The organism is Streptococcus sp. DTU_2020_1001019_1_SI_AUS_MUR_006 (genome assembly GCF_032340315.1).
Classification (GTDB): domain Bacteria; phylum Bacillota; class Bacilli; order Lactobacillales; family Streptococcaceae; genus Streptococcus.
Window position 1 is genome coordinate 1,491,456 of record NZ_CP135436.1, and the last position, 25,121, is coordinate 1,516,576.

A 25,121-nucleotide genomic window follows, 5' to 3' on the forward strand; every position below is an offset into this window, starting at 1 on the left:
TAATAAAGTATTAAAAACAGGAGCTGTATCGTACGATTATTTTAATTCCTCTGAAGTAAAAAATTTACCAATTGACTATATTCCCTTAGATGAACATAAAGTTGAAATAGGGGATGTAATTATTAGTCGTATGAACACTTCTGAACTAGTTGGGGCTGCTGGGTATGTTTGGGCTATCAATAGTGATAATATATATTTGCCAGATAGATTATGGAAGGTTATTCTGAATGATCGAGTAAATCCAGTTTTCTTATGGAAGCTTATTACAAATGAGAAAACAAAATTAAAAATTAAGAGAATTTCCTCTGGAACTAGTGGGAGTATGAAAAATATTTCGAAATCAAAATTTTTACAAATTAGAGTCCCCCTCCCCCCTCTTTCCCTCCAAAACGAGTTCGCAGACTTTGTGGCTCAGGTAGACAAATCACAATTGGCAATTCAAAAATCACTAGAAGAACTTGAAACTTTGAAGAAATCTCTCATGCAGGAGTATTTTGGCTGATATTCTGTCATTGTAATTACGGTAATTATTTGTTATAATACTTCAAAGGAGGAAATCAGATGGTAGTAAAAACAAGAAAGCAAGGAAATTCAATCACCATCACCATTCCAAGCGAATTCAATATTCCAAGTGGTGTTAAATACGAAGCAAAATTGTTACCAAGTGGTGAAATTATCTTTACTCCCGAAGAGTCTGGACATCAGATTTCTTATGTATCTGATGATGCCTTTGACTTAAATTTAGACAAAATTTTTGACGAATACGATGATGTTTTCAAAGCTTTGGTGGAAAAATGACAGTCTATCTAACAGAAAGGCAAATTGAAAAAATCAATGCTTTAGCAATTCAACGGTATTCACCTAATGAAAAAATTCAAACGGTTAGTCCTTCTGCCTTAAATATGATTGTCAATTTACCAGAACAATTTGTCTTCGGTAAACCTCTTTATCCAACAATTTTTGATAAGGCAACGATACTATTTGTCCAATTGATCAAGAAGCATGTTTTTGCCAACGCTAATAAACGAACTGCTTTCTTTGTTTTGGTGAAATTTCTACAGTTAAATGGTTATCGTTTTTCTGTAACAGTTGAAGAAGCGGTCGATATGTGTGTAACTATCGCAGTAGAATCCTTAACAGATGAAAAGTTGTCTAGCTACACCAAATGGATCTCAGAACATTCATTTAGAGCTAATGGCCAAATTTAAGCTTGGATATTTAAATCCTATAAGTAAAAAAGGCTCTTTGTCAACTGTAGTGGGTTGAATAAAAACTAACATCTGGAGAGGACAATTGATGTCCTCTTCATTTTTATATTCAGAGCGATGAAAATTCGTTTCTTAAAGTTGTCAAAGTTCCGAAATCCAAAGGCATTTCGTTTGATAAGTTTAACGAGATTATTGGTCGCTTCCAATTTGGCGTTGGAATAGGGTAGTTGAAGGGCGTTGACAATTTTCTCTTTGTCCTTGAGAAATGTCTTAAAGACAGTCTGAAAAAGAGGATGAACCTGTTTAAGATTGTCCTCAATGAGTCCGAAAAATTTGTCTGGCTCCTTGTTCTGAAAGTGAAAAAGCAAGAGCTGATAGAGATTATAGTGGTGTCTCAAGTCTTCTGAATAGCTCAAAAGCTTGTCTAGAATCTCCTTATTTGTTAAGTGCATGCGAAAAGTAGGGCGATAAAAACGTTTATCACTTAGTTTACGACTATCCTGTTGAATGAGCTTCCAGTAGCGCTTGATAGCTTTGTATTCATGGGATTTTCTATCAAATTGATTCATGATTTGAACACGGACACGACTCATAGCACGGCTAAGATGTTGCACAATGTGAAAACGATCTAGAACGATTTTAGCATAAGGAAAAAGCTGTTTAGCCAAGTTATAGTAAGGACTAAACATATCCATAGTAATGATTTTCACCTGACAGCGAACCGCTCTATCGTAGCGAAGAAAGTGATTGCGGATGATAGCTTGTGTTCTGCCTTCAAGAACAGTGATGATGTTGAGATTATCAAAATCTTGTGCAATGAAACTCATTTTTCCCTTAGTGAAGGCATACTCGTCCCAGGACATAATCTCAGGAAGACGAGAAAAATCATGCTTAAAGTGGAAATCATTGAGCTTTCGAATGACAGTTGAAGTTGAAATGGATAGCTGATGGGCAATATCAGTCATAGAAGTCTTTTCAATTAACTTTTGCGCAATTTTTTGGTTGATAATACGAGGAATTTGATGATTCTTCTTGACGATAGAAGTCTCAGCGACCATCATTTTCGAGCAATGATAGCACTTGAATCGACGCTTTCTAAGGAGGATTCTAGTAGGCATACCAGTTGTTTCAAGATAAGGAATTTTCGACGGTTTTTGAAAGTCATATTTTTTCATTTGACTTCCACAATCAGGACAAGATAGAGCATCGTAGTCCAGTTTGGCGATGATTTCCTTGTGTGTATCCATATTGATGATATCTACAATCTTGATGTTTGGGTCTTTAATATCAAGGAGTTTTGTGATAAAATGTAATTGTTCCATATGAATCTTTCTAATGAGTTGTTTTGTCGCTTTTCATTATAGGTCATATGGGACTTTTTTTCTACAACAAAATAGGCTCCATAATATCTATAGGGGATTTACCCACTACAAATATTATAGAGCCGTAAAAAATAGATAAAGAGACAATATTAGAATTCTGTAATTCAGAAAACTAATATTGTCTCTTTTTATTGAAATAATGAAAGTGAGAATATATGGAAACAAAAGTGACAATCATCATTCAAGAAATGCTACCCCTTTTAAACAATGCACAATTACTAGCATTACGGGAGAGTTTAGAGCGTCATTTAGTGAGTGGTGTAAATCAACAGAAGTATACGAATAATTCCTTGTTAGCCTTGTTTATTACTGCTAAACAGGTGGAGGGTTGTAGTGCAAAAACCATTTGTTATTATCAAAGGACCATTGAAAATTTATTTACAAGCATAAAGCAGTCTGTAACACAACTGACAACAGATGATTTGAGAAGTTATCTAGCACAGTATCAGTCAGAAAAAGATTGCAGTAAAGCAAATTTGGACAATATCCGACGCATCCTGTCTTCGTTTTTTGCTTGGCTTGAGCAGGAGGAATATATCATCAAAAATCCTATTCGACGGATAAAAAAGATTAAGACCGAACAAACTGTGAAAGAAACTTATACTGATGAACATCTTGAAATCATGCGAGACAATTGTGAAAACTTAAGGGATTTAGCAATGATCGATCTGCTAGCTTCAACAGGAATGCGCGTGGGAGAACTTGTACAGCTGAATCGATCAGATATTGACTTTGAAAATCGTGAATGTGTTGTATTTGGGAAAGGTAAAAAGGAGAGACCTGTTTACTTTGATGCTCGTACGAAAATTCATTTAAGGAACTATATCAATAGCAGAGAAGATAATCATCCAGCTCTTTTTGTTACCTTGCTTGGAAAAGCTCAGAGACTCGGAATAGCTGGTGTTGAGATTCGATTAAGAAAGTTAGGTCAAAAGCTTGGAATCCAAAAGGTCCACCCACATAAATTTAGAAGAACACTAGCAACAAAGGCAATTGATAAGGGAATGCCTATCGAACAAGTCCAAAAACTTCTAGGTCACAGCAAAATTGACACAACCTTAGCCTATGCTATGGTCAACCAAAGTAATGTTAAACATTCCCATCAGAAATTCATCTCTTAAGTGCAAATCCCGATTTAACGAGATGTTTGGAGATCCTGTTTTGAATGAAATGGGTTGGGAAAAGCATAGATTATCAAAATTAACATTAAAAATTGGTTCAGGGGCTACACCTAGAGGAGGAAGAGAAAGTTATGTCAACGAAGGGATAGCGCTCATTAGAAGTATGAATGTATATGATGGTAAGTTTATTTTCAAAGATTTAGCTTATTTAACTAATGTTCAGGCTGAAAAATTAAATAATGTAATTGTTGAATCTGACGATGTTTTGCTGAATATTACAGGTGCATCTGTATCTCGTTGTTGTATTGTTCCACAAATTATTTTGCCTGCGAGAGTTAATCAGCACGTTTCTATAATTCGTTGTAAAAAGCACTTATTATCACCAATATTTTTAAATCAACTTCTAATAACTTCCGAGTTTAAGAGTTTGCTACAGAAAATAGGAGAAAGTTCAGGTGCTACTCGTCAAGCGATAACAAAAAATCAGATTGAAGAATTAACCATCCCCCTCCCCCCTCTTTTCCTCCAAAACGAGTTCGCAGACTTTGTGGCTCAGGTTGACAAATCACAATTTGCTTGTCAGATGGCTATAAAACTGTGGAGAAATAGCTTAAAATCTAGTATAATATAGGTATCTATTTAGTCAAAGTGAGAGAAAAATGGGAAATTTTGATTTTCTTTTGAATAATAAGGAGTATGAATCTTTTTCGAGGCCCTGTATAGAAGCCGAGAATATGATTGGGACATCCACTGTAGCGACAGCTTTCATGGCGCGTCGTGCCTTGGAGCAGGCTGTTCATTGGATTTATAGCCATGATTCTTATTTGGAAGCCCCTTATCGTGCTACCTTGTCTTCATTAGTTTGGGATGATGACTTTAGAGAAATCGTAGATCCAGAGCTTCATAGTCAGATGGTTCTCTTGATACGCTGGGGCAATCATGCTGCTCATGGTGGGGAGATCAAGGAACGTGAAGCGATTTTAGCCTTACATCATTTGTACCAGTTCGTAAACTTTATTGATTACTGCTACAGCAATGAGTTTGTGGAACGTTTTTTTGACGAGAAGTTATTGCCAATTTCAGAGAATGTCAAGAAAAGAGAAACACCACAAGCCATGGTGGAACTGCAAGACAGTTTACCTGTTATGCCTGACTTTCATGAACAAATGGCTGTACAGTCCTTGGAAGTTCAAGAGAATTATACAGAAAAACGTGAAACTGCTGCTCAACGGCAAGAGGTTTCCTTTCATATCGATCAGTTATCTGAGGCTGAGACGAGAAAACTTTTTATTGACATTGATTTACGATTAGCGGGTTGGAAATTTGAAGAAAATTGTCGAGTTGAAGTCGCTGTTAATGGACTGAAACACGGATCGGGAACAGGTTATTGTGATTATGTCCTTTATGGTAAAAATGGAAAGATTTTAGCAATTATTGAAGCTAAAAAGGCTGCAGTGAATCCAGAAGTCGGTGAAGTACAAGTTAAGGAATATGCTAAAGCGCTAGAGGAAAAAATAGGTTACCAACCGATTTGTTTTATTACAAATGGCCTCAAGCACTACATTCTTGATGGTGTAAATCGTCGCCAGGTCGCAGGATTCTATTCTCAAGAAGAATTGCAATTATTGATGGACAGACGTCATTTGCAAAAACCACTTGAGGATATTTCTAGTAAAATCAGAGACGATATCTCTGGACGATATTACCAGAAACATGCGATTGCAAGTGTTTGTGAGGCTTTTTCTAACAATCGAAGACAAGCTCTTTTGGTAATGGCAACTGGTTCCGGGAAAACTCGAACAGCAGTCTCTCTTGTTGATATCCTATCACGTCACAATTGGGTCAAAAATATTCTCTTTCTAGCTGACCGAACATCTCTTGTAAAACAAGCCTATGATTCATTTAGGAAATTACTTCCAGATCTTTCGGTTTGTAACTTTTTAGAGGATAAAGCTGGGGCACGATCAAGTCGTATGGTGTTTTCTACTTATCCGACCATGATTGGAGCTATTAGTGATCAGGAAGAAGTCATTCAACGCCCTTTTACTGTTGGTCATTTTGATCTTATCATTATTGACGAGTCCCACCGCTCTATTTATCAAAAATACAAGACAATTTTTGATTATTTTGATGCTAGAATCGTAGGCTTAACGGCCACACCTCGTCAGGACCTTGATAAAAACACTTATGGATTTTTTAACTTGGAAAATGGTGTTCCTACTTATGCTTATGATCTTGAAAAGGCTGTTGAGGATGGATACTTGGTATCCTATCATTCGATTGAAACCAAGTTAGAATTACCTACAGATGGGCTTCATTACGATGATCTATCCCAAGAAGATAAAGAATATTTTGATAGCCAATTTGAAGATGATAGTCTAGAAAAAGACATTGATGCTGGAGCTTTTAATTCCTTTATTTTTAATAAAGGTACAGTAGAGATTGTTCTAGATGAACTAATGACGAGAGGGATTCAGACGGCTTCGGGTGATGAGATTGGAAAAACTATCATCTTTGCAAAGAATCATCATCATGCTGAATTTATTAGAGAGATTTTTAATAAAAGATATCCTGAAAAGGGGAGCGACTATGCTCAGGTGATTGATTACAGTATTAAACATTATCAGACCTTGATTGATGATTTTAAAATCAAAGAGAAATACCCTCAAATTGCAATTTCAGTTGACATGTTGGATACAGGTATTGATGTTCCAGAGGTTGTCAATTTAGTCTTTTTCAAGAAAGTTCGCTCAAAAACAAAATTTTGGCAGATGATTGGTCGTGGAACGCGTCTCTGTAAAGATTTGTTTGGACCTGATCAGGATAAGGAAAACTTCTTGGTATTTGATTATGGTGACAACTTTGAATACTTCAAAGCAGATCCGAGAGAAGGAAATGGACGTCATATTGTTCCCTTAACACAGCGTTTGTTTAATATCAAGGTGGACTTGATTCGTGAACTACAAGACCTTCACTATCAAGAGGAACAGTTTGCAAGAGAGTATCGTCAGCAACTGGTCTCAGAACTTCATAGTCATGTAGAGGACTTGAATGAGTTAGACTTTAGAGTTCGTATGGTCTTAGATATGGTTTATACCTATAAGAAATTAGAAAATTGGCAAAATCTTACAACGATTTCATGTGAAAATCTTCATACTCATATATCTCCTCTCATGTTTGATGATGATAAAGAAAATGAAATGGCTAGACGCTTTGATTTATGGATGTTAGAAATTCAAGTAGGACAACTAACCTCTAAGCCATCAAGGACTCATATAACTCAAGTCATGAAAACTGCTCAGGCTCTTGCTTCTGTTGGCAATATCCCTCAGGTCTCTGCACAGGCTGAAATTATCAGGAAAGTGCAAGAACCTGAATTTTGGGAGGAAGTAAGCTTGTCTGAACTTGAAAAAATACGCCTTTCTCTAAGAGATTTATTGCAATTCTTAGATAAAACGAGCCGAAAGGTATATTATGTCAATTTTGAAGATCGAATTCTTTCTACTGTATATGAAACCACTCCTTATTTGCAGGTAAATGATCTTCGATCCTATAACGAAAAAGTTGAACATTATTTGAAAGCTCATTTGGATGAGGAAGCAATTTCTAAATTGTATCATAACAAGAAGTTGACTCCTCAAGATTTATTAGCATTAGAAACTCTATTATGGGAAAAATTAGGAAGTAAAACTGACTATCAGCAGCACTATGAGAACAAGGCTATTCCTAGATTGGTGCGGGAGATTATTGGTTTGAATAGAGAGGCCGCTAATCAAGTCTTTTCTAAGTTCTTGTCAGATGAAAGCCTTAATGCTAAGCAAATTTCTTTTGTGAAATTGATTGTCGATTATGTCGTTGAAAATGGTTATATGGATAAGTCTATCCTGACACAAGAACCGTTTAAATCTTATGGCTCCGTACAAGTACTATTTCAACATCAAATACCAGTATTGAGGAATATTGTCCAAACAATTGACTTAATCAATAATCGCGCCGAAGAAGTAGCTTGAAAATAGAAAGAGAATCACCATGCAAACACAAGAAGAAATGAATGTTTTGGTACCTGAAAAACTTGCAGAAATTGAGCGTGATTATGATGTTACTGTTTTGTGGGCAATTGAGTCTGGTAGTCGCGCTTGGGGCTTTGAGTCTCCGGATAGTGATTTTGATGTGCGTTTCGTATACAAGCACAAGCAAGATTTTTATCTAAGCTTGAACGATCATCGAGATGTCATCGAACTACCAATTGACGATACATGGGATGTGAGTGGTTGGGATTTGGACAAGGCTTTAAAGTTGCTTTATAAGTCAAATCCAACCTTCTTTGAGTGGTTACAGTCGCCAATCGTTTACCAGCAAGACGAAGGCTTTATTGACCGTATCCGTCCGCTTGATAGTCAGTATTTTTCAGAGAAAAAGATGCTCCACCATTACTTGAATACTGCTAGAACTCAAATGAATAAGTATCTTTCAGGAGATAAGGTCAAACCTAAAAAGTATTTCTATGCTCTGCGTCCTATTTTAGCTTGTCGTTGGATTGAAAAACATCACTCTGTTCCACCGATTTTGTTTGATGATTTGGTCAAAGAATTCCTCCCTGATGAAATGAAAGAGCATGTGTCTAGATTGCTTGATATAAAGGTAAAGGGACCTGAAGAAATGGAAATTGAGCCGATAGAGCCCATCCAGGACTATATCATCAAAAACATCCAAGAACTAGATGATTACATCCAAAGTGTTACCGAGGAGAAGAAAGATTGGGAAGCTCTTAATCAATTTTTCCTTGAAGAATTAAGTCGTGACTGAGGTTAGATATGGGAAAATGGACATGTAGATGTGGTCAAGCAATGAACGATCACCAAGCGCCTGATCCAAATGCTTATTCGGTTTATTCGGATGAGTTGCTTGAGGATATTTTTAACAATACTGACGAACATGATAGAATTTCCTATGAAGACATTTCGGAGGCTTCCTTTTATATGTGGAAGTGCCCAAATTGTGGTAGTTTTATGGTCTTTGGCGAAGAGGATAATAAAGATTGTTTCACTTTTTATGAGCGCCAGACCAGTGCAAAAGTTGAACCACTTTTCGATCCTGATCAGGAGTTGAATCTCGTTGTCGTTGAGTTTCAGGAAGGTGGAAATGGATATACTTATATCTGTGATGATCCAAGTATTCATATTGGGCATGGTGTGATTGTACCAACTGGAAAGGAAAATATTGAAAAAATAGCTCTGGTAGTCCAGAAATATCATGCTTTCCCAAGAGATATCACTTATCCCGCTGAAAAGTTAAAAAGGGTTATCCGTAGGTATTCTATTTTTGATCCCGAGACTTCAAAAATAGTTTGTAAAAATATACTTGAGCATGGAAGAATTCTAAATGCTTGCTCGAAAAAAGTAAAAATAGAGTCTAAACAAATTTACCATGCAATCAAAACTCCTCTAGGCTATTTTTGGTTGGAGTTAAATAGAGTTCCAATTCCGATGAAAATCACACAATTCAAGTACAAGATAAAAAGTATCAGGTTGATGGAGCCTTTTATATAAAGCCTGCCAAGGTAAACTACAGAAAATTGTTAGAACTTGAATTATGTGCAGATTTTGATATTGATGCCTCTCGTTGGATTGACGTTCTATCAGACGAAAATGTTTGGGGAAATACCTGGGAACTGAATGGCCTTCAATTTGGAATTACTGCAGGAGAGTCCCCAGAATTTGAAGATGAAGTAGTTGCAAGAAAATTTAGCCGTATCCCACTCTATTATGACTGGCATCCAGAATTTGAAGACTATTATGGCTTTAGCCTAGCATGGAAAAAATACGAGTCTGATAGTGATTTGTCGATTGATTTCTATACTACATAAGATGGAGGATTATAAGTATGAAAAAAGCCTGGGAATTATTGTTTGAGGGGAAGATTGAAGAGGCCAAGAAATTAGTCTCAGAAAATTTCTCTTTGGAAACATGCAAGGATTATGGCCTTCTCAATTTAATGGGGTATATTAAGCTCTTTGAAAAAGATTACAAAGAAGCTTTGCTGATTTATCAAAATTATCTAGATGTGGCAATTTCAAGTCAAGATAAAGAAAATGAACATATAGGATATCACCAGTTAGCCATGGTTTATCGTGAAATGAATGACTATCAAACAGCTCTTAACTATATCAATAAAGAGCGAGAAGTTATTGAAGATTCTTTTTTAGAGGATGCACTAAAATCTTCTGTCAATAATTATGAGCAAGGTTATTTACGATTTAAGATTGGGGAAATCGAAAAATCGATCATGTATATGGAGCAGTCCTTAAAGCAAGCTTCACAAACAGATGATCTTATTGCTCAAGCCTGTTCCTTCAGAGGTTTGGGAGAGATTTATTCTGTAGAAAAACCTGAAAAATCGCAAGAGAATTTTTTGCAAGCTATCGATCTTTTTGAAAAAGCAGGCGATCAGGTTGGAGCTCAAGAAGTTAAAGACTTGTTAAACAAGAAAAAGTAGCCCACTCAGGCTACTTTTTTAAAATTCTTTGTAAACATAAGGATTATCTGGCTTATCGACTTTTACGAAAGATTGAACTTCAAGAGTTGGGAGGACTTGATTGAGTTCCTTATGATATTGGTTTCTAATCTTCCCTTTTACTCTCACCCAAGTGTTATTCTCATACTGATTGGTATTTCCAGTGGTCAAAAGGCCGAAAACTCCTGAATCAGCGATACAGTGCATGATACCGAAACGAAAAACGAACTGACTATTGGCATGATTTGGATCGTTGTAGATAAAGCCAATAAACTCGATTTCCTTGCCTTCAAATTCATTTGGATAATCATAGATAGCTTCCATGACTTCCAAGTAATTTTCATCCTTGATAACAATACTAGATTGAGCTAAATACTTATCAGCAATCTTACGAACAGTGTCTACATAAGCTGTGTGTGAATAAAACCTACTGGTATCCGGCTTAAGATACTGACTGCTCGTTCCTTCACTTGCTTGGATTGCCTTGTCAGTTCCTTCCGACAAAGGGAAATAATATCCTTTTGCCGATACTGTTTGTGAATCCAGAGTGACTGTTGGAAAAGTAAATCCAATTAACAGAGGTAAACTTAAGAGGGCAAAACTAGCAAGCTTGGCTGAAAAACTATGTAAGTGACTATGTTCTTTCAAACGCTTGAAGCAAATATAGGCTTGAACGATGGCTAGTAGCAAAGATAAAAACATAGTGATATAAGCCAGATAAGAGTAGTGGAGGTTTATATACTGATTGAGTTTACCTGATAGGTGCAGATAAAGGGTTAAGATAAAATAGCCAAATAAGATAAAAAATCGAATCATAGCATCACCCCGATTAGATAAGAATAGACAAGAACAACAAGAGTTACGATGGTCATGAACTGCCAGATAAAGCGAGATTTGAGATAATTCTTCATCATGAGGAGGTTCTTGATATCAAGCATGGGACCTATAACTAGAAAGGCAAGCACTGGAGCAAAGCCAAAACTTGATAGAAGAGAAGATCCGATAAAGGCATCTGCTTCACTACAGAGAGATAGTAGGAAGGATAAGACCATCAGAAGAACAATCGCAAGTAGTGGTGTTGCGCTGATAGATGTCAGAACCCGAGTTGGTACATAGACCTGGACTATGCTGGCAAAAAGACAGCCAAAGACCAAGTAACGCCCCATATCAAAGAATTCATCAATAGCTTGGATAAAGACCTGAAGCATTTTTTGACTTTTAGTCAAGTGAGAAAAATCATGCTCATGGCAAGCAAGTCTATTTTCTTTTTGGATAGGTTCCTCCCAGAAAAATCCAAGAAAGACACCCAATATAGTAGCAACTAGAATTGCGCCCAAAGTTCTTAGGAAAACCATTTGAATTGAATTACCAAAAGCTGAGTAAGTCGCAAAAAGTACGATAGGATTGATGATAGGAGCCGTTACTAAAAAAGGTACAGCTGTATAGCTTGGAACCTTCTTCTCCAAAAAACGATTGATGATCGGAACAATTCCACACTCACAAGAGGGAAATAGAAAACCGATGAAGCTACCAAAAAAGATTCTCCCTAGGCGGTTTTTAGGGAGAAATTTATAGACCTTCTCAGGAGTCACATAGACTTCAATGGCACCAGAGATGATGCTACCAATTAAGACAAAGGGTAAAGCTTCAATGATAATTGATAGAAAAATAGCGCCAGTTTGTAAAAGACTAGAGGGTAGAGATTGAAAGATAGTCATCTATTTTTTCTTTTCTGCCTTATCTTTCTTTTCTTTGTCATCTGGGAAAGTCACTTGCTTCAAATCAGGGAGTTTAGCGAATTCTTCGAACATCTTATCTAAGTCATCAGTTTTTGTAAATTTAACAGCCATGGGGCATACCTCAATTCTTATTGTTTCCTCTATTATACTATTATTTCAGCCAAAAAGTTTAATTTTAAATTGTTAAGACGAGTGAATTTTCAATTTCAACAAATACCAAGTCAACTGTGACATGAATGAAAACAAGCTTTCTTCCTTATGGTATAATAGTTTCATGGATAAAAAATATGAAAAAATTTCCCAAGATTTGGGTGTAACCTTAAAGCAGATTGATACTGTCTTATCTTTGACAGCTGAAGGAGCGACTATTCCTTTTATCGCTCGTTATCGGAAAGACATGACTGGAAGCTTAGATGAGGTGGCTATTAAGGCAATTATTGACCTTGATAAAAGTCTAACCAACCTCAATGACCGTAAGGAAGCAGTCTTAGCAAAAATCAAAGAGCAAGGCAAGCTAACCAAGGAATTGGAAGAAGCTATCCTAGCAGCTGAAAAACTCGCAGACGTTGAAGAACTCTATCTTCCCTATAAGGAAAAACGTCGGACCAAGGCAACTGTCGCCCGTGAGGCTGGACTTTTTCCTCTTGCTCGCTTGATTTTACAAAATGTTCCCAACTTAGAAGAAGAAGCAGAAAAATTTGTCTGTGAAGGTTTTTCTAGTGGCAAAGAAGCCTTGGCTGGAGCAGTAGATATCCTAGTTGAAGCACTTTCTGAGGATCCTACACTTCGTGCCATTGCTTATCGCGAAGTCCTTGAAAATTCTAAAATCACTTCTCAAGTCAAAGACGAAAGCCTGGATGAAAAGCAGGTTTTTCAGATTTATTACGATTTCTCGGAGACGGTTGCTAACATGCAGGGCTACCGTACACTTGCCTTTAATCGTGGTGAGAAGTTAGGCATCTTGAAGATTGGTTTTGAGCATGCGGTCGAACGTATTCAAGCCTTCTTTGCTGCTCGTTTTAAGGTTAAAAATGCCTATATTGAAGAAGTTATTCAGCAATCTGTTAAGAAGAAGGTACTGCCAGCTATCGAGCGTCGTATCCGTACAGAGTTAACAGAGAAGGCAGAAGAAGGAGCTATTCAACTCTTCTCAGAAAACCTCCGTAATCTTCTTCTGGTAGCACCTCTTAAAGGGCGCGTGGTTCTTGGTTTTGACCCTGCATTTCGTACAGGGGCTAAGCTAGCTGTTGTAGATGCGACTGGGAAGATGTTGACAACACAAGTTATTTATCCAGTCAAACCAGCTTCAGCTCGTCAGATTGAGGAAGCCAAGCGTGATTTGGCTGATTTGATTGGCCAATACGGTGTTGAAATCATTGCTATCGGAAATGGAACTGCCAGTCGTGAGAGTGAAGCTTTTGTTGCTGAAGTACTGAAGGATTTTCCAGAAGTTAGCTATGTCATTGTCAATGAAAGTGGTGCGTCTGTCTACTCAGCTAGTGAACTTGCCCGTCAGGAATTTCCAGATTTAACTGTTGAAAAACGCTCTGCTATCTCTATTGCTCGACGTTTGCAAGATCCTCTTGCTGAATTGGTTAAAATCGATCCTAAATCCATCGGTGTTGGCCAGTATCAGCACGATGTTAGCCAGAAAAAACTATCTGAAAGTCTTGATTTCGTGGTGGATACAGTTGTTAACCAAGTTGGTGTCAATATCAATACGGCTAGTCCAGCCCTACTTTCACATGTTGCAGGACTAAACAAAACCATCTCTGAAAATATTGTTAAGTATCGTGAAGAGGAAGGAAAAATCACTTCACGCGCCCAAATCAAGAAAGTTCCTCGCCTAGGTGCTAAGGCCTTTGAGCAAGCTGCTGGCTTCCTCCGTATCCCTGAAAGTTCTAATATCCTTGACAATACAGGAGTTCACCCTGAAAACTATACTGCGGTCAAGGAACTCTTCAAACGCTTGGATATAAAAGACCTAAATGAAGAAGCGCAAGCAAAACTCAAATCTGTTTCTATCAAGGAAATGGCTCAAGAGCTAGAACTCGGTCAAGAAACACTTAAAGACATTATCGCTGACCTTCTCAAACCAGGACGTGATTTCCGTGATTCTTTTGATGCTCCGGTCCTTCGTCAGGATGTCTTGGATATCAAAGACTTACAAGTTGGCCAAAAGCTTGAGGGAGTTGTACGCAACGTCGTTGACTTCGGTGCCTTTGTTGATATCGGTATCCATGAGGACGGTCTCATTCATATCTCTCATATGAGCAAGAAATTTATCAAACATCCAAGTCAAGTAGTATCGGTCGGCGATTTGGTAACCGTTTGGGTTAAGAAAATCGATGCTGACCGTGAAAAAGTGAATCTGTCGCTCCTAGCTCCAAATGAATCTAACTGATTACGTTAAACAGGTCTCTTTAGAAGATTTCGGAAAACCTTTCAAACACCAAGCTCAATGGAATACTCGCCTACGGTCGACAGGTGGACGATTTTTCCCTAAGGATGGTCATTTGGATTTCAATCCTAAGGTTTATCAAGAACTTGGTTTAGAGGTTTTTCGTAAAATTGTTCGTCATGAGCTCTGCCATTACCATCTTTATTTCGAAGGTAAAGGCTATCAGCATAAGGATTTAGCCTTTAAGCAACTTTTAAAAGAGGTAGACGGACTTCGCTTTGTTCCTCCCTTATCAAGTGCCAATCAAAAGCCAAATTTCGTCTATGCTTGTCAGTCTTGTCAGCAAATCTATCAAAGAAAGCGAAAAATCGATACCAAGCGTTATCGTTGTGGTCTCTGTCGTGGAAAGCTCCTCTTGTTAAATCGGCCTAAGGACTGATGTAGTAAATCTAGCTTAGTGCTATACTAAGATTAAGAAATCCGAAAGAGGAATAAATTATGAATACAAAATTTTATAAAATGAGAAGAAATCGTATGGTATCAGGTGTACTTGCAGGTCTATCTGATAAGTGGAATCTTGATGTAACCCTAGTTCGTTTCCTTTTTGCAATCTTTACAATCGCAAACTTTGGACTCGGGATTATTATCTACATTATCTTAGCTTCTATCCTACCAACAAAGGAAGATATCGAAGCTGAAATGTATGGAACAGGCCCACGCAAGATCAAAGAAGCCAAACCTATCAATGATGACGAAGGTTGGTTTTGGTAAATCGCTTTACCATTCTTAAAAAATCAAACCCTTGTAGTACCAAGGGTTTTTCTTTTGCTTAAAAATTTGTGGTAAACTAATAGTAGTTGATTTCAAAAAAATATCTCTATCTTACAAAAATGTAAGATTAAAGCTCCAAATGTAAGGTTATGTTATGGAACCATCTCTTTTTTTAGAGTACACTTATATCATAAAAATAAAGGAGCAAAACTATGAAAAATATTTTACAGAAAAAACAAAAAAGTAAACCGAGTCCTAAGGATATCGAGCGAGTTGAGCTCGGCATTCAAATGATGCAGGCTCAGTTTCAATTAATGGGATATTAAAAAGGAGATTATCATGACACTATTAGATGTAAAACACGTTCAAAAGATTTATAAAACACGTTTTCAAGGCAATCAAGTAGAAGCCCTGAAAGATATTCATTTTACTGTAGAAAAAGGCGACTATGTTGCCATTATGGGTGAGTCTGGTTCTGGGAAATCAACCCTACTCAATATTCTCGCCATGCTTGACAAACCAACTCGTGGTCAGGTCTTTCTAAACGGAACAGACACAGCAACCATTAAAAATACTGAAGCATCAAGCTTCCGTCGTGAAAAGTTAGGCTTTGTCTTCCAGGACTTTAATTTGTTAGATACGCTTTCTGTTAAAGACAATATCTTACTCCCTTTGGTATTGTCTAGAAAGCCTATTACAGAAATGATGAAAAAATTAGTCGTGACGGCTGAAAATCTTGGCATCAATCAATTGCAGGAGAAGTATCCTTATGAAATTTCTGGGGGGCAAAAACAACGGGTAGCAGTTGCACGCGCCATTATCACAGAACCAGAAATTCTCCTTGCTGATGAGCCAACAGGAGCTCTAGACTCTAAATCATCTGCGGCCCTTCTTGATATTTTTGATCAGATCAATGAACAAGGACAGACTATTCTCATGGTAACCCACTCAACAGCTGCGGCCAGTCGTGCGAAACGTGTCCTCTTCATCAAGGATGGCATCCTCTACAATCAAATCTACCGTGGTGAAAAGACTGAACGTCAGATGTTCCAAGAAATCTCTGACACCTTGACTGTTATGGCAAGTGAGGTGAACTAGTATGTTTCGATTAACCAATAAGTTGGCCATCTCCAACTTAATCAAAAACCGCAAACTCTATTATCCTTTTGCTCTAGCAGTTCTCCTTGCAGTTACTATCAGCTATCTATTTTATTCATTAACTTTTAATCCTAAAATGGTAGAAATGCGGGGTGGATCTTCTATTCAATTTACCCTACAACTAGGTCTCATCGTAGTAACACTTGCATCTGCCATTATCGTCCTTTATGCCAACAGTTTTGTCATGAAAAATCGTTCCAAAGAACTGGGTATATATGGCATGTTGGGACTAGAAAAGCGACATTTGATTGGTATGACCTTCAAGGAACTCCTGATTTTTGGTCTAGTAACAGTCACTGCTGGGATTGGGATTGGTGCCCTCTTTGACAATCTGATTTTCGCTTTATTGCTCAAACTTTCAAAGATGAAGGTGGAGTTAGTCGCAACCTTCCAATGGGCCGTAGTCCTTTCCATCCTTCTGGTATTTGGTCTAATCTTTTTAGTAATTGTCTTCCTAAATGCTATCCGCATTATCCGTATGGATGCTCTCCAACTATCTCGTGAGAAAGCAAAAGGTGAGAAGAAGGGCCGTTTCCTAGTGTTTCAGACAATCTTGGGACTACTCTCTTTAGGTAGTGGCTATTATCTAGCTCAAAGCGTAACAAATGCTCTATTAGCTATTTCTACCTTCTTTTTAGCTGTAATACTGGTCATTTTAGGAACCTATCTCTTATTCAATGCTGGGATTACAGTTTTCTTGAAAATGCTCAAGAAAAACAAGAAATATTACTACCAACCTAACAATCTCATCTCTGTTTCTAACCTCATTTTCCGTATGAAGAAAAATGCGGTTGGTTTAGCGACTATCGCCATCCTTTCCACCATGGTTTTGGTCACCATGTCGGCAGCAACCAGTATCTACAATGGTTCTGAAAATATTAAAAAACTCCTGTATCCTCACGATATGTCAATTTCAGGACAAAATGTAGAAGTTGAGGATTTAGACCAACTTTTAACTCAGTATGCCAAGGAAAAGAACCTAACAATCAGCACTAAGGATGTTCTTAGCTATGCAAGTTTCGGCCTTTCTAGTCAAGATGGTACCAAATTAACCACCTTTGCAAAAGGTCAAAATAGTGTTATGCCCAAGACAGTTTTCCTAGTCTTTGATCAAAAGGATTATGAAAAAATGACTGGACAAAAGCTGAACCTTACGAATAATGAGGTGGGACTATTCGCTAAGAACGATGGCCTTAAAGGTCAAAAAGCATTCAGTCTTAACAATCAGAACTATACGATCAAGCAAGAAATCCAGCAAGATTTCCTCAGAGACCATGTTGCTAACCAGTATGTACTTTTGATCTCAGATTATAACTACCTTGTTGTCTCAAATTTGCAGGACTTTTTAGATAAATACCAGGATTCTGCTATATACACTCAGCTATATGGTGGAATGGATGTGACAGCAAGTAAAGAGGAACAGTTAAAGCTATCTGATGATTTCGATGCGTATGTGAATAATTTCAGTCACAATCTCAAGAACGAGAATGGTATGGTTTACGGTGCAAACATTGCGAGTGAGTCAACTGTCGAAATGAACGCTCTCTTTGGTGGAGTCCTCTTTATCGGTATTTTTCTCTCTATCATCTTTATGGTAGGTACTGTACTCGTTATCTACTATAAACAAATCTCAGAAGGTTATGAAGACCGTGAACGCTTTGTCATCCTGCAAAAAGTTGGCTTGGACCAAAAACAAATCAAGCAAACTATTAACAAGCAGGTCTTGACCGTCTTCTTCCTCCCTGTAATCTTTGCCTTTCTTCACTTGGCATTTGCCTATCATATGTTGAGCTTAATTCTCAAGGTCGTTGGTGTTGTTGATTCAGCCATGATGTTAAGCGTAACTCTTTCCATTTGTGGTATCTTTGCTTTAGTTTATGTACTAATCTTTATGATTACTTCAAGAAGATATCGTAAAATTATCCAGCTATAATAAAAAATACCTCGATTTTTTCGAGGTATTTCAGACTGAAGAAAAAGTCCATTTTGGACGATTTTCTTCAGTCTTTTTAAAAAAATAGAGAAAGTATAGTTGATTGAAATAAGATATGAACAAAAGAGATTAGGAAAGTCAAATCAATTTCTAAAAATATTTTAGAATCTGTAGTGTACTATTCTAAGTTCAATCTGCTATAAAAAACTCTTAAGAATAGCGCGATATCAGCATTCCTAAGAGTTTTCACTATATGGTACCCAACCTACAATATGGCAATTTTTCTATTGCTGGTAGGGTTTGTCTACGTTCTGAAATACCTCGATTTTTTCGAGGTATTTTTATGTTTTAAATACTAAACAATTGTCCAAACAGATAGGTCACTCCCATGGTCAGAAGGCCGATACAGAGGTTACGGATCATGGCTGTTTTTGTTGGGGCTTTCCCGAGTTTTGCACTGGTGTAACCTGTAATCAATAGAGAAATCGCAACGATAAAAACAGTAGCAGGGATTCGATAGTCACTTGGAAAGATGGTAATAGAAAGCATTGGTGGTAAACTACCAAGAACAAAAGCGATGAAGCTAGATGCTGCAGCATGCCAAGGATTAGTGAATTCCTCATACTCGATTCCGTACTTTTCCTCAACTAAGGCTTTGAGAGGATTTTTAAGAAATGCCTTGTTGGTTAAGAGTTGGGCTGATGTTTCACACTCACCATTTTGAAGATAGGCTGCGTAGAGTGATTTTTTAGCAGCTTCCATATCTTTATCCAAAAGTAGTTGTTCGCGGGCTACAGCGGCTTCCTCCGTGTCTTTTTGAGTCGATACGGATACATACTCGCCACCAGCCATAGAAAAGGCACCAGCAAGAATTGCGGCTAATCCTGAGAGGAAGATAATCCAGATATTGTTAGTCGCACTGGCAACCCCAATAACAACTCCAGCGATAGAGATGATTCCATCATTTGCGCCCAGTACACCAGCACGCAAGATATTTAAACGGCCAGCAAAGTTTGCATCAATTTCATGTGTAATTTCTGACATAGTTTTCTCCTTTCTAAACATTATAAAGTATAGGAACAGTGAATACAAACATTTTAAACTATCTGAAAAAAGTTCTACAATTCTAATAATAGCCATAGCTATTTCTTATGCCAAGATATAACAAAGTTGTATTTGTAACCTGAGAGATTAGGTGATACAATGAACCTAATGAAATCTTTGGAGGTCTAAATATGACTCGTGAATTTAAATTTGAAACTCTTCAATTGCATGCTGGTCAAGTGGTAGATGCTACTACCAAGTCTCGTGCTGTTCCAATTTACCAAACAACGTCCTTTGTATTTGATGATACACAAGAAGGTGCAGAACTTTTTGCCCTTCAAAAAGCTGGAAATATCTATACTCGTATTACCAATCCAACAACATCAGCTTTTGAAGAGCGTATCGCAGCACTGGAAGGCGGAGTTGGTGCACTTGCTACTGCATCAGGTATGGCAGCTATTACCTACACAATTTTAGGATTTGCTCACGCAGGAGACCATGTGGTTGCAGCTTCAACTATTTATGGTGGTACTTTTAATCTCTTGAAAGAAACCCTTCCTCGCTATGGTATCACCACAACTTTTGTTGATATTGATAATCTTGAAGAAGTAGAAGCAGCGATAAAAGATAATACCAAACTTGTTTTGATTGAAACCTTGGGTAATCCAGTTATCAACATTCCTGATATCGAAAAAATTGCTGAAATTGCTCATAATCACCAGATTCCTTTGGTTGCAGACAATACTTTTGCAACACCATATCTTATCAATGTCTTTTCTCATGGTGTTGATATCGCGGTTCACTCTGCAACTAAGTTTATTGGCGGTCACGGTACAACTATTGGTGGTGTCATCGTTGATAGCGGCAAATTCGACTGGGCTGCTTCAGGAAAATTCCCTCAATTAGTCGAAGAAGATCCAAGCTACCACAATATCAGTTATACTCGTGATGTTGGTGCTGCTGCCTTTATCGTCGCTGCTCGTGTTCAATTGCTTCGTGATATGGGAGCTGCGCTATCACCATTTAACTCATTCTTGCTCTTACAAGGTCTTGAAACTCTTTCTCTTCGTGTTGAACGCCATGTTCAAAATGCTGAGAAAATCGTAGATTTCCTTGTGAACCATCCAAAGGTTGAAAAGGTCAACTACCCAAAACTTCCAGATAGTCCTTACCATGCCTTGGCTGAAAAATACTTACCAAAAGGTGTTGGTTCAATCTTTACCTTCCATGTTAAAGGTGGAGAAGCAGAAGCTCGTAAGGTGATTGACAACTTGGAAGTCTTTTCAAACTTAGCCAATGTAGCAGATGCTAAATCATTGGTGGTTCATCCCGCGACTACAACACATGCTCAGTTGTCTGACTCAGATCTAGAAGCAGCAGGAGTAACTAAAAATCAAATCCGTCTTTCAATCGGTCTTGAAAATGTCGATGATTTGATTGAAGATTTGCGACTAGCGCTTGAAAAAATCTAAAAATAACTAGTTTTTATCGAATTAAGGATCCTTCTCACGAATAATAAAGTGAGGAGGATTTTTATGTATAGTATTTCATTTCAAGAAGATTCGCTCTTGCCAAGGGAACGCTTGGTGACAGAAGGAGTAGAAAGTTTGAGTAATCAGGAATTACTAGCCATTTTATTACGAACAGGAACTCGTCAATCTACCGTTTTTGAAATTGCACAGAAAGTATTGTCTCAATTAAATAGTTTAACTGATTTAAAAAAAATGACCTTGCAAGAATTACAGACTTTATCAGGTATCGGTAGAGTAAAAGCTATTGAATTGCAAGCAATGATTGAGCTTGGAAGTCGTATTCACAAACATGAAACCATTGAGGCAGAGAGCATTCTTAGTAGTCAAAGACTGGCTAAAAAGATGCAACAAGAATTGGGAGATAAAAAACAAGAGCACCTAGTGGCGCTCTATCTGAATACACAAAATCAAATTATTCATCAGCAAACCATTTTTATTGGATCTGCTACTAGAAGTATTGCGGAACCAAGGGAAATTCTCCACTATGCCTTAAAGCATATGGCAACATCCGTGATTCTGGTTCATAATCATCCATCTGGTGCTGTTATGCCAAGTAGAAATGATGACCAGGTTACGAAACTTGTTAAAGAAGCCTGCGACTTAATGGGTTTGGTCTTATTGGACCATCTCATTGTTTCACATTCCGATTATTTTAGTTACCGTGAGAAGACGGACTTGATATAGGTTTATTTTTTTAATTTTAGGGGACCCTGCTCAATCTCTTGTAAAGCATAGGATTCTACTTGAGTCATATCTATGACAGGAAGTGGATCTAATGTAGCGACTAGCAATTTTTCTTGCACGATAAAATCAACAATAGCATTGAAGTCTTTTATTTTATAATACCTTTTTTTATGGATGAGGATATCCCTGTAAAAACCGACCGATGAGCGAAATTTACCTTTTAATTTAGCATCTGTTTTTTTACAAAATGGTTTTGCCTTTTTAGACCACTTTTTGAGTTGCTTTTGTTTTTCTTTTTGAGATAGTTTATCAAGATTCTCTTTATCCTTAGAAAATGCTTGATAGCTTTCGGCTGTTAAAAGTCTGTATAGATTAGAAAGTTGAAAATAAACTTCTATTTCCTTGCTCTTAACAAAAGTGAAAATATTAACTTCTAAATCTCTCAAAATATCATGAGTAGAAGGTGTTTTAAGTTCATTCATGATTTAATAACCTATTAGTAGCCTTAGAGTTCATTGACGACATAGTCGAAAAGTGTTTTATCTTTGGGGCGATTTTCAAAAAGAAATTCCGGATGCCATTGAACACCGAGAAAGGAAACATCATCTGTACTCATAACAGCTTCAATAATGCCATCCTTAGGGTCATGAGCTACAATCTTTAAGTTAGGTGCTAAATCCTTGATACTCTGGTGGTGGAAGGAGTTGATATGGGAGATTTCTCCATAGATTTCTCGAAGAACAGTATCAGGTTCTGTTACCAAACGTTGTGTTGTGTACTCGGCAGAACAATCCTGCCAGTGGTCTTCGATATCTTGATACAAAGTTCCACCCATAGCAACGTTAAAGAGTTGAGTCCCACGGCAAACAGAGAAAATAGGTTTCTTTTGTTTGATGGCTTCTTTTATAAGAGCTAGCTCAAAAATATCTCTTTGAAGGTGGTAGTCATCGCTATCGATTGTTTTAGGCTCACCGTAGAACTTTGGATCGACATTTTGTCCACCTGTCAAGATGAGCTTGTCAATCATACTGATATAGTGGCTAGCCATTTCTTGATCACCAATCGGTAGGATGATGGGAATCCCTCCAGCGTCTTTAACGCCTTCAATAAAGCCTTTTGCTGCGTAGCTCATCATAAGCTCATCATCAGGATGAGCTTTTTCGTTTCCTGTAATCCCAATAACTGGTTTTTTCATAAATGCTTTCGCTTTCTAATCCTCTTTTCTCATGAAATAGAGGAGAGTTTGCAATTCACTAGTTAAATCCACATATTGAGCCACCACATCTTTTGGTAGTTGGAGATGAACGGGTGAAAAGCTTAAAATTCCTTTAATACCTGCTTCGACAAGGAGATTAGCTACTTCTTGTGATTTGACACTCGGAACAGTTAAGATTGCAGTTTTTACATCTGCATTTTTTATTTTATCCTTGATTTGGGAGATTCCATAAATTGGAATTCCATCGGGAGTTTTTGTCCCAACTTCAGGATGGTCATCCAAATCAAAAGCCATAATAATTTTCATTTTGTTTCGTTCATGGAAACGGTAGTGAAGGAGAGCGTGCCCCATATTACCAATACCCACCAACATAACATTTGTAATAGAATTATCATTTAGAAGATCAGCAAAAAACGTCATTAGTTTTTTGACATCGTAGCCAAATCCACGGCGACCAAGTTCACCAAAGTAGGAAAAATCTCGTCTAACGGTAGCAGAATCAATACCAATGGCCTCGGCAATTTGTTTTGAGTTGGCTCTTTCAATCTTTTCTGCATGAAATCTTTTAAAGATACGATAATAAAGAGAAAGTCTCTTTGCTGTTGCTTTTGGAATAGCAGACTGTTTTTCTTTCACAAAATCACAACCTTTCTAAATACTATTTTATAGAAAGATTGTGAAAAAATCAACAAAAACAAGAAAAAACTAAGAAAATCTTAGTTTATCTTTGTAAAATCATAGTGAAATAGAAAACGATAGAGATCTCCCAGAAGACCTTGATATATTTCTTTCCCCTTATAGGTAAGTGAAGTAATGACGGTCGTATCTGGAAGAGTCACACATCCTGAAAGTGACAGCATGAGTGCTTCGTAATCTTCGTATTCTAAAAGGCGATCGACTTGATAGGTATCCTTATAGGTTAATCGAAACATAGGGACCTTCTATCTTTCACTTTTAGTGAAAACACCACGTTCAACAAGACTGTCCATCAAGAAGTAGAATTTCTCTTGGTGGATATGAGTTTCTTCTGACTTAAAGATATCAACCAAACGTAGACCAAATTTATCAGTGATGTTGATTTTTGCACCAGTTAAGTCTTTGTTGATGATAATCTTAAGTTGGAAACCTTCCCCACTATTTGGAACCTTCTCAAGAAGGCGTGTTAGTTCATAGTTACCAACCTTTGTTTCAAAAAAAGTGTTATCTTTTAGAGTAAACTTTTTGACAGTTGGGCTAAGTGTGTAATCGTAACGGCAATTTTTGAGACTAATAGTTTTTTCGAATGCCATTGAGTTATCCTCCAATGATTTCTTTTAGAGTTTGTGCGAGGGTGATCATTTCTTGCTCTGTATTTTGAGGTGAAATGCTGACGCGAACGGATTCGTGTAAGCGAGGAGAGTCTTCTCCGTAGAAAGCTTGAAGAACATGACTAACCTGAACGACACCTGCAGTACAAGCAGAACCAGTTGAAATAGAAATCCCTTCAAGATCCAGACGAAGGAGTAGTAGATCATTTCGTTGACCTGGAAATCCAATATTAAGGACATAAGGTAGCTGGTCTTTTCCTTGATTGAGGTAATAGTCTGTCTCAGCCATTTCCTTTAAGAAGGTGTCTTTCAGTTGTTGAACCTTTTCAAAGTTTTGTGCTTGGTTTTCAAGATCATCCTTTAGAGCTGCTACCATTCCTACAATGGCAGGAAGATTTTCTGTTCCTGCTCTTTTTTTCTGCTCTTGATCACCACCATGAAGGTAGGAATCAAAATCTGTAGATGCAGCATAGAGAAAACCAACTCCTTTTGGACCATAAAATTTGTGTGCAGAAGCACTGAGAAAATCAATTCCCAATTCTTCGGGAAGTATCTCTAATTTACCGATTGCCTGAACTGCATCGACATGATAGACGGCTGGATGATTTTTTAGAACCTCACCAATTTCAGCAATAGGTAATAGTGTACCGGTTTCATTGTTGGCAAACATAGTAGAAACAAGAATGGTATCTTCACGAAGTGCATTTTTGACTTGGTCTGCAGTGATTTCTTGATGTTCAGGCTGTAATATAGTCACTTCAAAACCGAAATTTTCAACCAAGTATTTGATGGGTTCTAGAACAGCATGGTGCTCAATCGCAGTAGTGATAATGTGCTTCCCACGATTTTGATGGCGAAGGCAGTAGCCGATGATAGCAGTATTATTGCTTTCAGTACCACCAGTGGTAAAGAAGATATGTTGTGGCTTTGTTCCTAGTAAACTTGCTAGTTCTTGACGAGCTTCTCGTAATAGTTTACCTGCTTGACGCCCATGGCTATGAATACTAGAAGGGTTACCATAAGTTTCTTGCATGACTTGAGTCATTGCTGAGATAGCTACTGAAGACATCGGAGTCGTTGCAGCATTATCCAAATAAATCAAAAACTCACCT

At 37.5% G+C, this 25,121-nt stretch carries 25 protein-coding genes and 2 pseudogenes; 16 read left to right on the plus strand and 11 right to left on the minus strand.

The window, feature by feature from the left end; genetic code table 11:
• Position 1: 1 nt before the first annotated feature.
• The 3 genes and pseudogenes from RRU92_RS07205 to RRU92_RS07215 form a co-directional block, all read left to right on the plus strand.
• A pseudogene (locus RRU92_RS07205) lies at positions 2–502 on the plus strand (restriction endonuclease subunit S); the annotation flags it as partial.
• A gap of 59 nt (positions 503–561) precedes the next feature.
• Positions 562–798 carry an AbrB family transcriptional regulator gene (locus RRU92_RS07210; protein WP_000260607.1) on the plus strand — a complete coding sequence of 79 codons (237 nt, stop codon included), beginning with the start codon at positions 562–564 and terminating at the stop codon, positions 796–798.
• The gene (locus RRU92_RS07215) at positions 795–1,208 is read left to right on the plus strand and encodes a type II toxin-antitoxin system death-on-curing family toxin (protein WP_049549513.1); all 414 of its coding nucleotides are present in this window, start codon (positions 795–797) and stop codon (positions 1,206–1,208) included. Before RRU92_RS07210 ends, RRU92_RS07215 begins: the two co-directional genes overlap by 4 nt.
• 65 nt (positions 1,209–1,273) lie before the next feature.
• On the opposite strand, the gene RRU92_RS07220 is transcribed toward RRU92_RS07215, so the two are convergent.
• Positions 1,274–2,530 (minus strand): ISL3 family transposase, encoded by a 1,257-nt coding sequence (locus RRU92_RS07220; protein WP_315639098.1) that lies wholly within the window; start codon positions 2,528–2,530, stop codon positions 1,274–1,276.
• Between the two features lie 215 nt (positions 2,531–2,745).
• On the opposite strand from RRU92_RS07220, the gene xerA reads away from it, so the two are divergent.
• The 6 genes and pseudogenes from xerA to RRU92_RS07250 all read left to right on the plus strand — a co-directional run bounded on the left by xerA (position 2,746) and on the right by RRU92_RS07250 (position 10,206).
• Positions 2,746–3,711 carry a site-specific tyrosine recombinase/integron integrase gene (xerA, locus tag RRU92_RS07225; protein ID WP_315639144.1) on the plus strand — a complete coding sequence of 322 codons (966 nt, stop codon included), beginning with the start codon at positions 2,746–2,748 and terminating at the stop codon, positions 3,709–3,711.
• Entirely contained in the window at positions 3,656–4,342 is a 687-nt protein-coding gene (locus tag RRU92_RS07230) for a restriction endonuclease subunit S (protein WP_410530666.1), read from the plus strand. Before xerA ends, RRU92_RS07230 begins: the two co-directional genes overlap by 56 nt.
• 28 nt (positions 4,343–4,370) lie before the next feature.
• Positions 4,371–7,721 (plus strand): DEAD/DEAH box helicase family protein, encoded by a 3,351-nt coding sequence (locus RRU92_RS07235; protein WP_315639145.1) that lies wholly within the window; start codon positions 4,371–4,373, stop codon positions 7,719–7,721.
• A gap of 19 nt (positions 7,722–7,740) precedes the next feature.
• Positions 7,741–8,517, plus strand: coding sequence for a nucleotidyltransferase domain-containing protein (locus tag RRU92_RS07240; protein WP_315639146.1), 777 nt, complete (start codon positions 7,741–7,743; stop codon positions 8,515–8,517).
• Between the two features lie 8 nt (positions 8,518–8,525).
• A pseudogene (locus RRU92_RS07245) lies at positions 8,526–9,577 on the plus strand (hypothetical protein).
• Between the two features lie 17 nt (positions 9,578–9,594).
• Positions 9,595–10,206: a tetratricopeptide repeat protein gene (locus RRU92_RS07250; protein ID WP_315639147.1), complete on the plus strand. Its 612-nt coding sequence runs from the start codon at positions 9,595–9,597 to the stop codon at positions 10,204–10,206.
• A gap of 18 nt (positions 10,207–10,224) precedes the next feature.
• On the opposite strand, the gene RRU92_RS07255 is transcribed toward RRU92_RS07250, so the two are convergent.
• From RRU92_RS07255 to RRU92_RS07265, 3 genes are read right to left on the minus strand one after another with little or no spacing between them, the layout of a single operon-like run.
• A complete protein-coding gene (locus tag RRU92_RS07255; protein WP_315639148.1) occupies positions 10,225–11,040 on the minus strand; it encodes a TIGR03943 family putative permease subunit in 816 nt (271 codons plus the stop codon).
• Positions 11,037–11,942, minus strand: a complete 906-nt coding sequence (locus RRU92_RS07260; protein ID WP_311522260.1) for a permease — start codon at positions 11,940–11,942, stop codon at positions 11,037–11,039. The genes RRU92_RS07255 and RRU92_RS07260 overlap by 4 nt, the downstream gene beginning before the upstream one ends.
• Entirely contained in the window at positions 11,943–12,074 is a 132-nt protein-coding gene (locus RRU92_RS07265) for an SPJ_0845 family protein (protein WP_000268695.1), read from the minus strand.
• A gap of 163 nt (positions 12,075–12,237) precedes the next feature.
• Between RRU92_RS07265 and RRU92_RS07270 the strand changes: the two genes are divergently transcribed.
• From RRU92_RS07270 to RRU92_RS07290, 5 genes are all read left to right on the plus strand, one after another.
• Positions 12,238–14,367 (plus strand): Tex family protein, encoded by a 2,130-nt coding sequence (locus tag RRU92_RS07270; RefSeq protein ID WP_315639149.1) that lies wholly within the window; start codon positions 12,238–12,240, stop codon positions 14,365–14,367.
• On the plus strand, positions 14,354–14,803 hold the full coding sequence (locus RRU92_RS07275; RefSeq protein WP_311522265.1) for a SprT family protein: 450 nt from the start codon (positions 14,354–14,356) through the stop codon (positions 14,801–14,803). Before RRU92_RS07270 ends, RRU92_RS07275 begins: the two co-directional genes overlap by 14 nt.
• Positions 14,804–14,862: 59 nt before the next feature.
• A complete protein-coding gene (locus RRU92_RS07280) occupies positions 14,863–15,135 on the plus strand; it encodes a PspC domain-containing protein (protein WP_311522267.1) in 273 nt (90 codons plus the stop codon).
• 339 nt (positions 15,136–15,474) lie between these two features.
• Positions 15,475–16,233 (plus strand): ABC transporter ATP-binding protein, encoded by a 759-nt coding sequence (locus tag RRU92_RS07285; protein ID WP_000173364.1) that lies wholly within the window; start codon positions 15,475–15,477, stop codon positions 16,231–16,233.
• Position 16,234: 1 nt separating this feature from the next.
• Entirely contained in the window at positions 16,235–18,226 is a 1,992-nt protein-coding gene (locus tag RRU92_RS07290) for an ABC transporter permease (protein ID WP_315639150.1), read from the plus strand.
• Positions 18,227–18,574: 348 nt separating this feature from the next.
• On the opposite strand, the gene RRU92_RS07295 is transcribed toward RRU92_RS07290, so the two are convergent.
• Positions 18,575–19,270, minus strand: a complete 696-nt coding sequence (locus RRU92_RS07295) for a VIT family protein (protein WP_315639152.1) — start codon at positions 19,268–19,270, stop codon at positions 18,575–18,577.
• Between the two features lie 191 nt (positions 19,271–19,461).
• Between RRU92_RS07295 and RRU92_RS07300 the strand changes: the two genes are divergently transcribed.
• Positions 19,462–20,742 (plus strand): O-acetylhomoserine aminocarboxypropyltransferase/cysteine synthase family protein, encoded by a 1,281-nt coding sequence (locus tag RRU92_RS07300; RefSeq protein ID WP_315639154.1) that lies wholly within the window; start codon positions 19,462–19,464, stop codon positions 20,740–20,742.
• 63 nt (positions 20,743–20,805) lie between these two features.
• Complete coding sequence (gene radC, locus RRU92_RS07305; RefSeq protein ID WP_315639155.1) at positions 20,806–21,486, plus strand: RadC family protein; 681 nt, start codon at positions 20,806–20,808, stop codon at positions 21,484–21,486.
• Positions 21,487–21,488: 2 nt separating this feature from the next.
• Here the strand turns inward: radC and RRU92_RS07310 are convergent, their stop codons facing one another.
• From RRU92_RS07310 to RRU92_RS07335, 6 genes are all read right to left on the minus strand, one after another.
• Entirely contained in the window at positions 21,489–21,968 is a 480-nt protein-coding gene (locus RRU92_RS07310; RefSeq protein ID WP_315639156.1) for a hypothetical protein, read from the minus strand.
• 23 nt (positions 21,969–21,991) lie between these two features.
• On the minus strand, positions 21,992–22,681 hold the full coding sequence (locus tag RRU92_RS07315) for a gamma-glutamyl-gamma-aminobutyrate hydrolase family protein (protein ID WP_315639157.1): 690 nt from the start codon (positions 22,679–22,681) through the stop codon (positions 21,992–21,994).
• 15 nt (positions 22,682–22,696) lie between these two features.
• The gene (locus RRU92_RS07320) at positions 22,697–23,338 is read right to left on the minus strand and encodes a redox-sensing transcriptional repressor Rex (protein ID WP_000660647.1); all 642 of its coding nucleotides are present in this window, start codon (positions 23,336–23,338) and stop codon (positions 22,697–22,699) included.
• A gap of 80 nt (positions 23,339–23,418) precedes the next feature.
• Positions 23,419–23,634, minus strand: coding sequence for a DUF4649 family protein (locus RRU92_RS07325; RefSeq protein WP_060955717.1), 216 nt, complete (start codon positions 23,632–23,634; stop codon positions 23,419–23,421).
• 9 nt (positions 23,635–23,643) lie between these two features.
• The gene (locus RRU92_RS07330; protein WP_045762949.1) at positions 23,644–23,991 is read right to left on the minus strand and encodes a DUF1831 domain-containing protein; all 348 of its coding nucleotides are present in this window, start codon (positions 23,989–23,991) and stop codon (positions 23,644–23,646) included.
• Positions 23,992–23,995: 4 nt separating this feature from the next.
• Entirely contained in the window at positions 23,996–25,111 is a 1,116-nt protein-coding gene (locus RRU92_RS07335) for a cysteine desulfurase family protein (protein ID WP_315639160.1), read from the minus strand.
• Positions 25,112–25,121 lie beyond the last annotated feature (10 nt).